Origin of the sequence: Phyllobacterium sp. SB3 (assembly GCF_040009165.1) — a bacterium.
GTDB lineage: Bacteria > Pseudomonadota > Alphaproteobacteria > Rhizobiales > Rhizobiaceae > Phyllobacterium.
Genome location: NZ_JBDYKI010000006.1, coordinates 81,452 through 95,647 on the forward strand (window position 1 = coordinate 81,452; position 14,196 = coordinate 95,647).

Annotated in this window: 12 protein-coding genes; 11 read left to right on the forward strand and 1 reads right to left on the reverse strand. The window is 58.6% G+C overall.

The genetic code is table 11. The features are described 5' to 3' along the window. Nucleotides 1-10: 10 nt before the first annotated feature. From ABKW30_RS21165 to ABKW30_RS21205, 9 genes are all read left to right on the forward strand, one after another. Entirely contained in the window at nucleotides 11-523 is a 513-nt protein-coding gene (locus ABKW30_RS21165; RefSeq protein ID WP_348600908.1) for a (2Fe-2S)-binding protein, read from the forward strand. Next, on the forward strand, nucleotides 520-2,949 hold the full coding sequence (locus ABKW30_RS21170; protein WP_348600909.1) for an aerobic carbon-monoxide dehydrogenase large subunit: 2,430 nt from the start codon (nucleotides 520-522) through the stop codon (nucleotides 2,947-2,949). Before ABKW30_RS21165 ends, ABKW30_RS21170 begins: the two co-directional genes overlap by 4 nt. Beyond that, nucleotides 2,950-3,840: a MoxR family ATPase gene (locus ABKW30_RS21175; RefSeq protein ID WP_348600910.1), complete on the forward strand. Its 891-nt coding sequence runs from the start codon at nucleotides 2,950-2,952 to the stop codon at nucleotides 3,838-3,840. It begins immediately after the preceding gene. After that, a complete protein-coding gene (locus ABKW30_RS21180; RefSeq protein ID WP_348600911.1) occupies nucleotides 3,837-5,045 on the forward strand; it encodes a VWA domain-containing protein in 1,209 nt (402 codons plus the stop codon). The genes ABKW30_RS21175 and ABKW30_RS21180 overlap by 4 nt, the downstream gene beginning before the upstream one ends. Nucleotides 5,046-5,056: 11 nt before the next feature. Continuing rightward, nucleotides 5,057-5,905 carry an XdhC family protein gene (locus ABKW30_RS21185; RefSeq protein WP_348600912.1) on the forward strand — a complete coding sequence of 283 codons (849 nt, stop codon included), beginning with the start codon at nucleotides 5,057-5,059 and terminating at the stop codon, nucleotides 5,903-5,905. Next, a complete protein-coding gene (locus ABKW30_RS21190; RefSeq protein WP_348601105.1) occupies nucleotides 5,902-6,372 on the forward strand; it encodes a carbon monoxide dehydrogenase subunit G in 471 nt (156 codons plus the stop codon). The genes ABKW30_RS21185 and ABKW30_RS21190 overlap by 4 nt, the downstream gene beginning before the upstream one ends. A gap of 67 nt (nucleotides 6,373-6,439) precedes the next feature. Further along, a complete protein-coding gene (locus ABKW30_RS21195) occupies nucleotides 6,440-6,778 on the forward strand; it encodes an XdhC family protein (RefSeq protein WP_348600913.1) in 339 nt (112 codons plus the stop codon). Between the two features lie 5 nt (nucleotides 6,779-6,783). Continuing rightward, nucleotides 6,784-7,494 carry an XdhC family protein gene (locus ABKW30_RS21200; protein ID WP_348600914.1) on the forward strand — a complete coding sequence of 237 codons (711 nt, stop codon included), beginning with the start codon at nucleotides 6,784-6,786 and terminating at the stop codon, nucleotides 7,492-7,494. After that, nucleotides 7,491-9,101, forward strand: coding sequence for a molybdopterin-binding/glycosyltransferase family 2 protein (locus ABKW30_RS21205; RefSeq protein ID WP_348600915.1), 1,611 nt, complete (start codon nucleotides 7,491-7,493; stop codon nucleotides 9,099-9,101). The genes ABKW30_RS21200 and ABKW30_RS21205 overlap by 4 nt, the downstream gene beginning before the upstream one ends. 45 nt (nucleotides 9,102-9,146) lie before the next feature. Here ABKW30_RS21205 and ABKW30_RS21210 read toward each other — a convergent pair whose 3' ends face one another. Further along, a complete protein-coding gene (locus ABKW30_RS21210; RefSeq protein ID WP_348600916.1) occupies nucleotides 9,147-12,044 on the reverse strand; it encodes a Tn3 family transposase in 2,898 nt (965 codons plus the stop codon). 95 nt (nucleotides 12,045-12,139) lie between these two features. Here ABKW30_RS21210 and ABKW30_RS21215 point away from each other — a divergent pair, with 95 nt between their 5' ends. Continuing rightward, the gene (locus tag ABKW30_RS21215) at nucleotides 12,140-12,751 is read left to right on the forward strand and encodes a recombinase family protein (RefSeq protein WP_348600917.1); all 612 of its coding nucleotides are present in this window, start codon (nucleotides 12,140-12,142) and stop codon (nucleotides 12,749-12,751) included. Between the two features lie 196 nt (nucleotides 12,752-12,947). Further along, nucleotides 12,948-13,916, forward strand: a complete 969-nt coding sequence (locus tag ABKW30_RS21220; RefSeq protein WP_348600918.1) for a GAF domain-containing protein — start codon at nucleotides 12,948-12,950, stop codon at nucleotides 13,914-13,916. The last annotated feature ends 280 nt before the right edge of the window (nucleotides 13,917-14,196 follow it).

The following is a 14,196-nucleotide window of genomic DNA, read 5'->3' on the forward strand; positions in this document are numbered from 1 at the left end:
AGAAGAACCAATGGCAACCCAGGCTAAAAAAACCCAGGTGAGCATGACAGTGAACGGCGAACCAGTTGAAGGTTTCGTCGAGCCGCGCACGCTGCTTGTCCATTTCATCCGCGAGAACCTGTCACTCACCGGAACACATATCGGCTGCGAGACGACGCACTGCGGTGCCTGCACCATCGACCTCAATGGATTGTCAGTGAAGAGTTGCACCATCTTCGCCGTACAGGCCGACGATTCGGAAATTACCACTGTCGAAGGCATGGCTAACGCCGACGGCACCCTTTCTGCCCTTCAGGAAGGATTTCGGCAGATGCATGGGCTACAATGTGGCTTTTGTACACCAGGCATGATCATGCGAGGCCACCGGTTGCTTCAGGAAAACCCCAATCCGACCGAGGAGGAAATCCGCTTCGGTATTGCCGGCAATCTTTGTCGTTGCACCGGCTACCAGAACATTGTCAGGGCGATCCAATATGCCGCCGCCAAGATCAATGGCGTCGACTTTCAGGAGGCTGCGGAATGAACGACATGGCTCCCACGCGCGAACAACGCGAAGCGAAACTGGAAGGTATGGGTTGCAAGCGAAAGCGTGTCGAGGATATCCGCTTCACGCAAGGCAAGGGGCAGTATGTCGACGATGTGAAGCTGCCGGGTATGCTGCATGGCGACTTCGTGCGCTCTCCCTATGCCCATGCGCGTGTGAAGTCGATCAACACAGAGAAGGCGCTAAAGGTGCCGGGCGTGCTCGCCGTCCTGACCGCACAGGACCTGAAGGGCGTGAATCTCGCCTGGATGCCCACGCTCGCGGGCGACGTGCAGATGGTGCTGGCCGACGGCAAGGTGCTGTTTCAGAACCAGGAGGTTGCATTCGTCGTCGCCACCGACCGCTATACTGCCGACGACGGCATCAACGCTGTCGAAGTCGAGTACGAACAGCTGGAGCCACAGATCGACCCGTTCACGGCAATGGATCCCGGGGCACCTGTTCTGCGCGAAGACCTTGCCGGCAAGACTTCCGGCGCACACGGGCCGCGCAAGCATCATAACCATGTGTTTGAATGGACAGTCGGTGACAAAGATCTCACCGAGGCCGCTTTCAGCAAGGCGGAAGTTACGATCAAGGAAACAATCTCCTACCATCGCACCCATCCCTCGCCGCTGGAAACGTGCCAGTGCCTCTGTTCCTTTGACAGGGTAAAGGGGGAACTGACGATCTACGGAACCTTCCAGGCGCCGCATGTCGTTCGCACCGTGGTGGCGCTGATCGCCAAGATCCCCGAGCATAAGATCCATGTCATTGCCCCGGATATTGGCGGTGGCTTCGGTAATAAGGTCGGGGTCTATCCCGGCTATATCTGCGCGGCGGTAGCCTCGATCGTGACCGGAAAACCTGTGAAATGGGTTGAAGACCGTATTGAGAATCTGACATCGACATCGTTTGCACGCGACTATCACATGACCACGGAAATCGCGGCGACCAAGGAAGGCAGGGTCACTGGCCTGCGTGTCCATGTACTCGCCGACCACGGAGCCTTCGACGCCTGTGCCGATCCTTCGAAATGGCCTGCCGGTTTCTTTAACATCGTCACCGGTTCTTACGATTTCCCTGTCGCGCATCTCGCGGTTGACGGGGTCTACACCAATAAGGCGCCGGGTGGCGTCGCCTATCGCTGCTCGTTCCGAGTAACGGAAGCAGCCTATTGCATTGAGCGCGCCATGGATATCCTCGCCCAGAAGCTTGGCATGGATCCGGCGGAACTACGCCTGAAGAACTTCATCAGGCCTGAGCAGTTCCCTTACCAGTCCGCGCTCGGCTGGGAATACGATTCCGGCGATTATCACACCGCCATGAAGCAGATGATGGAGAAGGTGGACTACGCTGGTTTGCGCAAGGAGCAGGCGGCGAAGCGCGAAGCCTTCAAGCGCGGGGAGACGCGCGAGATCATGGGGCTGGGCGTCTCCTTCTTCACTGAAATCGTCGGTGCTGGCCCGTCGAAAAACTGTGATATCCTCGGCATCGCCATGTTTGACAGCTGCGAGATCAGGCTGCACCCGACCGGCGCCGGCATTGCCCGGGTTGGGACCAAGAGCCAGGGCCAGGGCCACGAAACGACCTGGGCGCAGATCATAGCCACCGAGATCGGCATCCCGGCCGACGACATCATGGTCGAGGAAGGCAACACCGACACTGCACCCTACGGTCTTGGCACTTATGGATCGCGGTCAACGCCTGTCGCAGGCGCTGCTATCGCCATGGCGGCCCGCAAGATCAAGGCCAAGGCGCAAATGATCGCCGCCTATAAGCTTGAAGTACACGAGGATGACCTCGAGTGGGACATTGATGGCTTCCGCGTCAAAGGGCTCCCAGAAAAGACACTTTCAATGAAGGACATTTGCTGGGTGGCGTATAATGCTCCGCCGCCCGGCATGGAACCAGGGCTCGAGGCCGTCAGCTACTACGATCCTCCCAACATGACCTATCCATTCGGCGCTTATCTCTGTGTCATGGAAATCGACGTCGATACCGGCGTTTACAAGATCCGCCGTTTCTATGCGCTCGACGATTGCGGAACCCGCATCAACCCGATGATCATCGAAGGCCAGGTGCACGGAGGGCTGACGGAGGCCTTCGCCATCGCGATGGGGCAAGAGATACGTTATGACGACACCGGCAATGTGATGACTGGCTCATTCATGGACTTCTTCATCCCGACGGCGGTGGAGACACCGCGTTGGGAGACGGACTTCACCGTCACCCCTTCGCCACATCATCCGATCGGCGCCAAGGGTGTCGGCGAAAGCCCGAATGTCGGTGGCGTGCCCTGTTTTTCCAACGCCGTCAATGATGCCTTTTCCTTCCTGGGCTCGACCCATATTCAGATGCCGCACGACTTCTGGCGTAATTGGCAGGCGGCCAAGGCGCTCGGCGTCGTTGGGAAGGAGCGGTAGATGACGGCACTTTCCCGCGACGAGATTGTTGCCCGTCTCGCAGGTGCCGGCTACATCGCCGACCAGGAGCTGGCGACTGCCGTGTCGATCATGCAATTGCTAAAACGCCCACTGCTCCTCGAAGGCGAAGCAGGCGTGGGGAAAACGGAGGTGGCGAAGGCGCTGGGCCTCGTGCACGCGACCGAGCTCATCCGTCTGCAATGCTATGAGGGACTTGACCAGTCGACTGCGCTTTACGAATGGAATTATCAGCGGCAGTTGCTCGCGATCCAGGTGCACAAGGCCAGTCCGGGAGATCCGGAAAGGGTCGGGATCGAGGAGAAAATCTTTTCCGAAAGGTATCTCCTGGAACGCCCGCTCCTGGCCGCGATCCGCCGTAAGACGCCGCCTGTGCTGCTGATCGATGAAGTCGACCGTGCGGACGATGAATTCGAGGCCTTTTTGCTGGAATTACTGTCCGAGTGGCAGGTATCCATTCCCGAACTCGGTACGATAAGAGCCTCCACTGTGCCGCATGTGGTCCTGACGTCGAACGGTACTCGCGAACTGTCGGACGCGCTGAGACGTCGCTGCCTTTATCACTACATCGATTATCCCGACGTTGACCGTGAGGCGCGCATCATTCTGGCTCGGATTCCTGGTGCAACAGCCTCGCTGTCATTGCAGATTGCCCGAATGGTCGAAAATATCCGTAAGGAAGACTTGCGCAAGATCCCGGGCGTCGCCGAGACGCTTGACTGGGCCGCAGCACTTGTTGGCCTCGACGTCACAGATCTACATGACCGGCCTGAGATCGTGCTCGAAACGATGATGTGCCTTCTGAAAACCCGTGAAGACAAGATGCACTTCAAACCGGAAGTTGCCGAACGACTATTGGGGAAGGTCGCATGAATGGCTGTCGCACGCCTTCGCTTCTTGATGAGATGGATACAGTTTCGCATCTCGTTTCGCACAAGCTTGCCGCATTCCTGAAAACCTTGCGTGACAACGCTTTCACAGTGGGGCTCCATGAAGGCCTGGATGCCGCGGAGTTGATGGCGTGCGGTTACGCGCAAAAGCCGGGACTTTTGCGCTCTGCATTCAAGCACTTGTTCTCGACCAGAAAGAACGATTGGGATAAGTTTGACGGTTTATTCGATGCCTTCTGGTTGGGCAAACACGTCCGTTCGCGCTCGTCATCGGCCAACTCATCGAAAGTGGTAGGCGAGCCGACTGTCAATAACCGGCAGGGTAGGGCTGCCAATGCAAACGGGCCTGCTGTGTTCGACCAGCTGTCTCCGCACGACGGTGCAAATGAAAGCGAACCATCCGGAGAGAGCTGCGCCGAGGGCGCCTCCTGCGCCGAAAATCTTGCAGAAATGGATTTCCGTAAGATCGCCGACCGCGTTCAGGTCGAGGAAGCGCACGCCGTCGCAGCCAAACTGGCGAAGGCGATGCGTACGCGATTGACACGCCGCGATCTCTCTCGCCGCTGCGGCTACCGGCTGGATTTACGGCGCACCATCCACCGCAACATCAGTCATGGCGGTGTGCCGATCGCTCTGGTGAAACGACAGCGCAAGCAAAAGCCACTTCGCCTCGTCGTCCTGCTGGACGCATCCGGTTCCATGAATATGTATACGGGCATCTTCCTTCGTTTTGTCCACGGCGTGCTGGATGAGTTTCGCGAGTCTGAAGCATTCCTGTTCCATACACGTCTCGTTCATGTCTCCAACGCGATGAAGGAACGCGATGCGCAGCGTGCGCTCGACCGGTTGTCGATGATGGCGCAGGGCGCTGGCGGCGGCACGAAAATTGGCGAGAGCCTTGCTACCTTCAACCGCTGGCACGCGGCACGAACAGTCCATTCGCGCACCTGTGTGATGATTGTCTCCGACGGCTACGAGACGGGTGACGCGACCCTTCTCGGCCGCGAAATGGAAGCGCTCCGGCGCCGCTGCCGTCGCATTGTCTGGCTCAACCCGATGATGGGCTGGGACGACTACTCGCCGGAAGCGGCGGGGATCAAGGCGGCCCTGCCGCATGTCGACCTCTGTGCCCCCGCCCATACGTTGAAGAGCCTCGCGGCCCTCGAACCCTATCTTGCAAAATTGTAACGGAGGTGACTGTGAACGCCCATGTCGATGTGCTTGATCTGGTTTCCCGCCTAAAGGACGCAGATGAACCCTTTGTCCTCGCAACCGTCGTGCGGACGGTTTCTGTCACCGCCGCCAAGGCGGGCGCCAAGGCAATCATTCGCCCGGACGGCAGTATCGAGGCCGGCTGGATCGGCGGCGGTTGCGCGCGCGGTGCGACCCTGAAGGCTGCGTGCGAAGCCCTTGCCGACGGTCAGTCCCGGCTGGTGTCCATCCAGCCGGAAAATCTGCTCGAAGAACTTGGGGTCAAGGCAGGTGATGACCGCGATGGCGTGAAGTTCGCCAAGAATATGTGCCCGAGCCAAGGAACCATGGATATCTTCGTCGAGCCGGTGCTGCCACGACCTGTTCTCATCGTCCTGGGCGCAAGTCCCGTTGCGCTTGCGCTGGCCGAACAGGCCAGGCCGCTTGGTTTCAACGTAACGCTTGCCGCACCCTTGGCCGATTTGATGGATACTCCCGAAGTTGACCGACTGATCGATGGTTTCGCATTCGACACTCCGCAAGCAGCACGCCTCTTCGTCGTCATATCCACTCAAGGCAAGGGCGATGAAGCTGCGCTGAAGGCAGGCCTGGCATTCGAGGCCGACTATTATGGTTTCGTAGGCAGTCGGCGAAAGATGGCAGCATTGCGCCAAAAGCTTCTTGATGAAGGTATCGCGGCAGCGACGATTGACTTTATCAAAGCACCTGCAGGGCTGGATCTCGGTGCCATTGACCCTGAAGAGATTGCACTCTCGATTCTTGCTGAAATCACGCTTGCGCGTCGCCGAGGGCAGCGCGTGCAGAAGGCAGAACCGCCCAAGAGAAACGGTAACTGATCATGGACATGACTGGAGAGGAGCGTATCGATGCTCCGCTAGAAACAGTATGGCTCGCCCTGAACGATGCGGAAATTCTCCGTCAGGCCATACCGGGGTGCGAGACGCTGGAGAAGCTCTCCGACACCGAAATGACTGCGACGGTGACGTTGAAGATCGGACCGATCAAAGCAAGGTTTGAGGGAGCAGTGGAACTTGTCAATCTTCAACCTCCTCACAGCTATACGATCAAGGGCGAGGGCAAGGGTGGCGTCGTCGGCTTTGCCAAGGGGGGAGCGGATGTCGAACTGCGGCCAGATGGGCCGGATGCCACGATCCTGTCTTATACGGTCAAGGCCGACGTTGGTGGCAAGATTGCCCAACTCGGCAGTCGGCTGATCGATTCCACCGCGCGCAAGCTGGCCACGCAGTTCTTTTCCAAATTTGGCGAAAAGGTCCGTTTACCAGCCTTGGCGCAGGAAAATTGATAACGCATCGGCAAGCTGACTCTGGCAACGGTTCAGATCTGCGCCGGACTGGTAGGGAGAGATTTGCATGGGAAAGACCCGAACGGTCAATGAAATCGCCGATCCGCTGATGGTCGCGGAAGTTTGGATGAAGGAGGGCCGGAACGTTGCCATTGCGACGGTTGTCGAAACGTGGGGTTCCGCGCCGCGTCCTGTCGGCAGTCATCTCGTGATCGATGTCGATGGCAATTTTCAAGGTTCGGTTTCAGGCGGTTGCGTCGAGGGCACAGTAGTTTTCGAGGCGGGCGACGTTATCGCCAGCGGCAAGCCACGCATGATGGCATTCGGAGTGACCGATGAGACGGCTTGGCAGGTCGGATTATCCTGCGGAGGCCGGATCAAAGTGTACGTCGAGCCATTGGGCTAAACGACATGGACCCGCTTGTCCTCGAACGTCTAAATCGAGAACGTCGCCACCGCCGGGCGGTGATTCTTCTGACTGATCTCAAGGATGGGCGCAATCGCCTGTTTTGCGAGGGCGAGATCGTTGCCTGCGCCGTGTTGAGCAACACCATCGAAACCGCCTTTCGGACCGGAAAGTCCTGCGTGGTTGACGTTTATAGTTGCACGTACTTCGTCAACGTTCATGTCCCGCCAACCCGCCTCGTTGTTATCGGCGCAGTGCATATCAGCCAGGCTTTGGCTTCGATTGCAAAAATCGCGGGCTACGATGTGGAGATCATCGATCCACGCACGGCTTTCGCCACGCCGGATCGCTTTCCTGATGTTCCTTTACACACCGAATGGCCAGAGAACGTTCTGAAGAACCAGCCATTGGACGCCTTTACCGCAGTCGCGGCGTTGACGCATGATCCCAAGATAGATGATCTACCGCTGATGGCGGCACTGGATGCGGGCTGTTTCTACATCGGTGCGCTGGGAAGCAGCAAGACCCATGTCAAGCGCGTTGAGCGTCTGCGAGCGCTCGGTGCGACATCCGATCAGGTGAGGCGGATCCACGCACCGATCGGGCTCGATATTGGAGCTGCGAGCCCAGCCCAGATCGCGGTTGCGGTGCTCGCACAGGTGATCAAGGCGTTTCATTTGCGTGGAAGCGACCGGGAAACGGAGAAAGCGGCGTGAGGTTCGGCCCGGTTTGCGTCAGAGACGCGGAGGGTGCGATCCTGGCTCATGCAACGGTCGCCGGCACAATCCGTCTACGCAAGGCACATCGCCTTACGGCCCGCGATATCGCTATGCTCGGCGAAGCCGGAGTGGAAGAGGTCATCGCAGCAGTACTCGATCGAGATGATCTCGACGAAGACACCGCAGCGTCGGCCATCGTCTCGGGGCTGGAAGCTGCGGGCGTTGAGGCAAAACCCGTGGCTACCGGTCGCGTCAATCTGCATGCCAGTCGAGACGGAGTCTTCACCGTCGACAAGACGCTGATCGACGCGCTCAACCGGATAGATCCTGCGATCACCATCGCTACGCTGGCCGACTATACCGCGGTCGAAAGCGGCCGGATGGTCGCGACGGTGAAGATCATTCCCTTCGCGGTTTCGGCGCCATTGATCCGAAAGACGCGGTCGCAACTACGAGGCCGTGAAGCATTCGCCGTCCATGCGTTTCAGCCTAAGAAGGTCGCACTTGTACAGACCGTGCTGCCGGGCACGAAGGATAGCGTGCTCGATAAGACGGCGCAGATAACCCAGGAGCGACTTGCGCGCTCGGCGAGCCGTATTGTTGTCGAGAAGCGCGTGCCGCATAACAGCCACGCGGTGGCGGAAGCGATCGGGAACCTCTCGCACCATAGTGACATGCTCATCGTATTCGGGGCTTCCGCGATGTGCGATTTCGACGATATCATTCCTGCGGCCATCCGAGCGGCCGGCGGCGAAGTGCATCGTGCGGGCATGCCCGTAGATCCCGGAAATCTCATCGTCACCGGTCGGCTCGGCGAAAAGCCGGTGCTTGGCGCACCCGGATGCGCGCGAAGCCCCAAGCTCAACGGCTTCGACTGGGTGCTCGATCGGCTGATCGCTGGCATCGACGTCGACAATGACATGCTCGCCGGCATGGGTGTCGGGGGTCTTCTCATGGAAATCCCGGCGCGACCGCAGCCCCGCGAACCGGCGCCGCCGTCGCGGCAAGGAAAAGTCTACGCAATCCTGCTTGCGGCGGGCCGGTCGATCCGCATGGGAGCCAAGAACAAGCTGCTCGCGGATTTCGACGGTGTTCCCCTGGTCCGCCGCACGGCGTCGCTGGTATGTGCAAGCAAGGTTTCGCGTGTTTTCGGCGTTGTTGGTCATATGTCGGAAAGGGTGCGACAGGCACTTGAAGGCGTGGACATGGAGCTTGTTGAAAATCCGCATTATGCCGATGGGCTTGCCAGTTCGATCAAGGCCGGACTTGCCGCGCTGCCTGAGGATGCAGACGGCGTGGTAATTATGCTGGCCGACATGCCGAGCGTGTCGGCGGCCGACATCGATCGACTGATCGCAAGCTTTCATAAGCGCGAAGGCCGGGCGGTGGTTCGCGCGACGCATGGCGGCAAGCGAGGAAATCCGGTCTTGCTGCCACGCACGCTTTTTCCCGAGATACGTAAACTGACCGGCGATACCGGCGCGCGCCACTTGGTGGAATCCGGTCTTGTCGACGTAGTCCATGTTGAGATAGGCACCGCTGCTGACAACGACATCGATACCGCAGAAGCGATGCTGCGCGCTGGCGGAGTACTGGTTGAGTGAAACGGACTTTTTGGGGTCGATTCCGGCAGGGGGCGAAATGACACCCTAAGGACTTACTTCCATGGCCCAGAGATATTCACCGGTCAGCAGGATGTGCGCCCAGCCCAAAGGAGAGATGTGGGCTAGAAGTTCTGGCGAGGCATCAAGACCGGCATTTCGTCGTTCGGCGACTGCATGGCCGGGATGGACAGTATTCCAGTAGATGATGATCGACGTGAGCAGGTTCAGTCCAGCGATCCGGTAATGCTGACCTTCTGTGGTCCGATCGCGGATTTCACCTTGGCGGCCAATCCGCAAGGCATTCTTGAGTGCGTGGTGAGCCTCGCCTTTATTAAGGCCGATCTGGGCCCGGCGCTGCATATCGCTGTCGAGAATCCACTCTATTATAAAGAGAGTGCGCTCAACACGCCCGACTTCCCGAAGTGCTGTGGCCAGATCGTTCTGCCGGGGATAGGAGGCAAGTTTCCGGAGCAACTGGCTCGGCCTTATCTTGCCGGCTGTCATGGTGGCAGCGCACCGGAACAGATCAGGCCAGTTTGCCATAATCAGTTCTTCGCGGATTTTGCCGCCGACCAGGCCGCGTAAATCCTTCGGCGTTGCTGCGGGGTTGAACACATAGAGGCGTTTCGACGGCAGATTGCGGATGCGCAGGATGAGCCGGTAGCCGAGCATTGCACTGGTCCCAAACAAGTGATCGGTAAAGCCCGCTGTATCAGCGTATTGTTCCCCAACCCGCCGACCTGCCTCATTCATCAGCAATCCGTCAAGGATGTACGGGGCTTCGCTGACCGTTGCGGGAATGGTCTGCGACGCGAAGGGCGCGAACTGGTCATTGACATGGGTGTAGGCTTTCAGACCGGGCTCGTTGCCATACTTCGCGTTGACCATGTTCATTGCCTCGCCTTGACGTGCCGAAGGGAAGAACTGGCCATCGCTTGACGCTGTGGTTCCCATGCCCCAGAATCGGGACATCGGCAGTTTCCCCTGCGCTGCGACCACCATTGCCAGCGCCTGGTCCATCGCTTCGCTCTCGACATGCCAGCGGGCGAGGCGTGAGAGCTGCCAGTAATCATGCGTATTCGAAGCTTCCGCCATTTTACGAAGGCCGAGGTTCAGTCCCTCCGCAAGCAGGACGTTCAACAAGCCGACCCGGTCGCTGCACGGGGCTCCGGTTCTCAAATGAGAGAAGGCGTCGGAGAAGCCGACCGCTTCATCGACTTCCAGCAAGATGTCTGTGATCCGCACCGGCGGCATTCGGCGATAGAGATCGAGAACCAGTTCCTCTGCGTTTTCGGGAACGTCTGCGGTGAGCCGGTCGATCCGCAACGTTCCATCTTGAATGCTGCTATGGGGAATGGTTCCGTCGCGAGCGGCACGCGCTAGCCGTTTCAAACCGTCCGCAAGACGGACTTTGCGATCTGCCAGCCAGGCGTGAGGATCAAGAGGAACTGCCAGCTTGGCGTTTGCCTGCGCCGAGCTCAACGGCACAAGGACTTGCTTGAGATCACCGTATCGGCGGGAATGATCGAGCCATATGTCACCCGATCGGAAAGCATCGCGAAGATGGAAGAGGACCGCAACGTCCCATAAACGATTGTCGCTCCCATCTTGCGCGCGGAGATGACGATGCCATTTCGAATTTGGTCGCAGGAACGACACATCAGTGGGTGTCGGCGCACGGGTTCCACCGATGGCTTTCGCAGCGACAATCAATGGCTCGGCTACCGGCGCGGCCTTCAGCTTCAAGCATCGTAACATCCTTGGCGCGTATCGACGGAAGCGATGATATCCTTGTCCAACATGGGCTAGTGGGTCGTCTGCCCACCTGTTGGTAAGCTGTGTCCCTGCTGCAACCAATTGTTCAAGCTGATGCCTTTCAACTGATTGCGCCAATACATTTTCCAGCGGAACGCCGTCGTCGCGGGCCTCCAGCAATGTGGCTCCCAATGCCGTGAAAGCGCGAAGCGTATCGGTAACGGCCCCTTTGGAACTGGCAATCCGCTCGTCATGGAGCCGTTTGGCTTCTCGCCAAGTTTTCCCGACGATACGGTCGTGGGTCTCGACGATGGCGTCAGCAATCGCGGCTTCCCATTCGACGGCGCAAACGGCGAGAACCGCCCACCTTCGATCCGAGCTGATGTCGCGCAAGCCATCAGTGAAGTAGCGCTCGCCTTGTCGAAGCAGGCGGGCGATACGGTGTGGCGGGATGCTGAAGAGAATCTGCGGATCGATTTCCAGACCGCGAAGGAATTCCAGCCGATCAAGTAAGCGGTTCGCCGATGCCGAATTGCTGCCAACCTCGAACTGACGCAGCCAAATGAAACGGCTAATGTTTCCGTTCACCATTTCGGTTAGAAGTCCGTCCAACCGCTCACGCGCCTCAAGGTCGAGCTGGTCGGCAATTCGTGTCTCGATGCGTCGCTCGGCAGCAACGAGAGCATCGGCACACAGGCGCTCTATCGTGGACACAGCTGGCAGGATCGTCGCCGTTTTCCTGCATTGCGAGACAAAACGCCGTGCCATATCTTCATTGGACCTGGCATCTTCGGCCTGATCGAAAAGCCAATCTCGCAAATCGCGAGCGCCGCGGCCCGCGAACGCCTTGTAACCGTAAATCTCGCGCAAGGCTTCCATGTGCTGCTGACGAGTCTGGCGGCGCGCGGCGTAAGTGAGAAGCGCATCAGCCGGAACGCCGAGCTGCGCTCCGATGAAGGACAAAACTTCTTGCGGGATCAGCTCGCCAGGTGTCAGCGCACGACCGGGATAACGAAGGGCGCAGAGCTGTAAAGCGAACCCGAGCCTATTTTCCGGTCTACGCCGTTCACGGATATGTTCCAGATCGTCGTCGGCCAATGTGTAATGCCTGAGCAGCGACAATTCGTCGGTTGGCAAATCGAAGAGTGCCGAGCGCTGTCGTTCGGTGAGAATATGTCGTCGTGGCATACCGGAATTGTCCCTATTGAGGTATAGTCTGTTTTGGACAACAATCGGGCCTTACAAATCAAGGCCTTCCGACAACAAAATCCATGAGGGTTCAATTGGGACAGCGCGCCGCCATCTATTGCCGCGTTTCGACTGCCGATCAGTCATGCGAGCGGCAAGAGCGCGACCTGACTGCATTCGCTGACCGAGCCGGATATGAGGTTTCCGCGATATTCAAGGAAACAGGCTCCGGCACGAAAATGGATCGTGTGGAGCGCAAGAAGGTGATGACACTCGCGCAGGCAAGACAAATCGATGCCATCATAGTCACGGAACTCTCCAGATGGGGGCGCTCAACAATTGATCTTCTCAACACATTGCGCGAGCTGGAAGGATGGAAGGTTTCTCTCATCGCCATGAACGGCATGGTGTTCGACCTTTCCTCACCGCACGGACGGATGCTGGCGACGTTTCTCTCTGGCATTGCCGAGTTCGAACGTGATCTCATCAGCGAGCGTGTCAGATCCGGGCTTGCCGCCGCAAAGGCGCGCGGGAAGAGGCTCGGCCGCCAAACCGGACAGCGCCCGAAATCAGATCGACTTGCCCCGAAAGTGATGGCATCGGTCGCAGAAGGCCGCAGCTATCGGTGGATCGCTCGTGATCTGGGCATCAGCAAGAACACCGTCGGCGACATCGTGCAGCGCCAGCGCCAGCAGCTTTCACAATGAGCACTGATCCGATGCATTCTACGCCGCAGATCGAAATCTGCGATTGGTCTCGCGAGTGGCCCGGTAAATTCGCTCGCAAACCGATCCCGTATAGGTTTTGCGGTTTGCGGGTGGGCGCTGCCTTACCACATTTTCTCGGCGAATGCCTGGCTGTTGCCATCATCGACTAATGGACGGTTTTCGGGCAGATACTAGAATGATGAAAGCCGCTTCAAAACCTGCCTACGAGATCACCGACCTGAATGAAGATGTCGCACGCGACGGCGACGGCAGGCGCGATGGCGCAGGCTGGGCATATCTGGCTGCGCAGGCCCTGTTGTCGATGCCGGTTGATGAAGCAATCTCGACGCTGCTGGAGCAGATCGGGAAGGATGCCAATGCCGACCGGGCCTGGTTGTTCAAATATGATGAAGCGCTGCTGCGCTTTCGCAATACCCATGAATGGAGCCGCGGTTCGATAAAGTCATATCTGCAGGACCTGCAGGACGCTCCGGTTACAATGATCGCCTGGCTGCATCAGTTCCTGGTCGAGAACCGTGCGGTGATGATCAACGATGTTAGCGCTTTACCGCGCGCCGCCCGCGATCTGCAGGCTGAAATGCTGCGCCAGGACGACAAGAGCGTCGTCAGCGTGCCGGTGTTCTCAGATGGCCGGTTGGTCGCCTGTGTCGGCTTTGATGCAACCCGGTCCCATCACCGATGGGGAGAAGACGATGTGCGGGCGCTGTCGCGTTGCGCCACCCTGATCGGGCTTTCGTTCGCCCGTTCCGCAACAACAGGGCGCGACGACCGATCGCGTGGCCGGCCTTTGGCATCTCCCTTTACGCCACTCATCTATCTGCGCTTGCATGGCGCGGTACGGGGTGTCGCAACCGAAGAGATGCTTGGGCTGCGTTCGGCGAAGGACTATACCCAGGTATTCCTGGTGGACGGATCGATCGTCCTCGACCTGCGGTCACTGACGGTGTGGGCGGGACTATTGTCACAGAGCCAATTTCTGCGCATCCATCGCACCGCGATCGTCAATCTGTTGCACGTCGAAACGCTCGACCGTCACGCGGGGACAAGTGGCGAGCGCTGGGATCTCAAGGTGCGAGCGGTCCCGCAGCGTTGGACCGTCGCGCGGGCGTATCGTGCGGAGTTGCGCAGCCGTCTTGGAATCTGATTCGCCACACAGTCTTCCGGCAACAGTCTGACCGACGATTTGCGGGCACATATGCACCGAGCCGGAGGACTATGTCGATCTGTCGAACCTGCATGTCGATTGAGATTATTTTTATTGCAAACCGGGACCGGCTTGCTACTACGATCAAGTCCATGATCAGGCGGTGCGCCCTTCGGCGGATCGGAGACGGAATTCCTGTTTATCGGAGATGGTTCAAACTGGAGCGGCTAGGTGAGGGGTCCGAGTGGCGCTTGCTTGCCGCAGTGACGAGGGGAATTGC

Bases quoted from the DNA above. Each gene is read 5' to 3' on its own strand.
- ABKW30_RS21165 (WP_348600908.1), top strand. From the start codon at position 11: ATGGCAACCCAGGCTAAAAAAACCCAGGTGAGCATGACAGTGAACGGC.
- ABKW30_RS21170 (WP_348600909.1), top strand. From the start codon at position 520: ATGAACGACATGGCTCCCACGCGCGAACAACGCGAAGCGAAACTGGAA.
- ABKW30_RS21175 (WP_348600910.1), top strand. From the start codon at position 2,950: ATGACGGCACTTTCCCGCGACGAGATTGTTGCCCGTCTCGCAGGTGCC.
- ABKW30_RS21180 (WP_348600911.1), top strand. From the start codon at position 3,837: ATGAATGGCTGTCGCACGCCTTCGCTTCTTGATGAGATGGATACAGTT.
- ABKW30_RS21195 (WP_348600913.1), top strand. From the start codon at position 6,440: ATGGGAAAGACCCGAACGGTCAATGAAATCGCCGATCCGCTGATGGTC.
- ABKW30_RS21200 (WP_348600914.1), top strand. From the start codon at position 6,784: ATGGACCCGCTTGTCCTCGAACGTCTAAATCGAGAACGTCGCCACCGC.
- ABKW30_RS21210 (WP_348600916.1), bottom strand. From the start codon at position 12,044: ATGCCACGACGACATATTCTCACCGAACGACAGCGCTCGGCACTCTTC.
- ABKW30_RS21220 (WP_348600918.1), top strand. From the start codon at position 12,948: ATGATGAAAGCCGCTTCAAAACCTGCCTACGAGATCACCGACCTGAAT.